The sequence below is a fragment of the Methylopila henanensis genome (genome assembly GCF_042681025.1).
Classification (GTDB): domain Bacteria; phylum Pseudomonadota; class Alphaproteobacteria; order Rhizobiales; family Methylopilaceae; genus Methylopila; species Methylopila henanensis.
Genome location: NZ_JBHUER010000019.1, coordinates 1 through 963, shown reverse-complemented (window position 1 = coordinate 963; position 963 = coordinate 1). Strand labels below are relative to the sequence as shown.

The window sequence follows — 963 nt, the reverse complement described above, 5'->3', positions numbered from 1 at the left end:
GTCACGTCCGTCGTGCGGAAGTAGAACTGCGGACGGTAGTTCGTGAAGAACGGCGTGTGGCGGCCGCCCTCCTCCTTCGTCAGGATGTACGCCTCGGCCCTGAACTTCGTGTGCGGCTTCACCGAGCCCGGCTTGCACAGCACCTGGCCGCGCTCGACGTCCTCGCGCTTCGTGCCGCGCAGCAGCGCGCCGATGTTGTCGCCCGCCTGCCCCTGGTCCAGAAGCTTGCGGAACATCTCCACGCCCGTCACCGTCGTCTTCACCGTCGGGCGGATGCCCACGATCTCGACTTCCTCGCCGACCTTCACGATCCCGCGCTCGACGCGGCCCGTCACGACCGTGCCGCGGCCCGAGATCGAGAACACGTCCTCGACCGGCATCAGGAACGGCTGGTCCACCGGACGCTCCGGCTGCGGGATGTACTCGTCAACCGCCGCCATCAGCTGAAGGATCGCGTCGTGGCCGAGCTCCTTCGACGAGTTCTCCAGCGCCGCGAGCGCCGAGCCCTTGATGATCGGAATGTCGTCGCCGGGGAAGTCGTACTTCGACAGAAGCTCGCGCACTTCGAGCTCGACCAGCTCCAGAAGCTCCGCGTCGTCCACCATGTCGCACTTGTTCAGGAACACAACCAGCGCCGGAACGCCGACCTGGCGCGCCAGGAGGATGTGCTCGCGCGTCTGCGGCATCGGGCCGTCCGCCGCCGACACCACCAGGATCGCGCCGTCCATCTGCGCCGCGCCCGTGATCATGTTCTTCACGTAGTCCGCGTGGCCCGGGCAGTCGACATGCGCGTAGTGCCGGTTCGCCGTCTCGTACTCAACATGCGCCGTCGAGATCGTGATCCCGCGCGCCTTCTCTTCCGGAGCCTTGTCGATCTGGTCGTACGCCGTGAACGTCGCGCCGCCCGTCTCAGCAAGAATCTTCGTGATCGCAGCCGTCAGAGACGTCTTCCCGTGGTCAACG

The 963-nt window shown here is 66.5% G+C and carries 1 protein-coding gene; it reads right to left on the bottom strand.

Going from position 1 to position 963, the window contains the following annotated elements; genetic code table 11:
• On the bottom strand, positions 1–963 hold a 963-nt coding region (gene tuf / locus ACFSCV_RS19175; protein WP_378801180.1), incomplete at both ends, for an elongation factor Tu.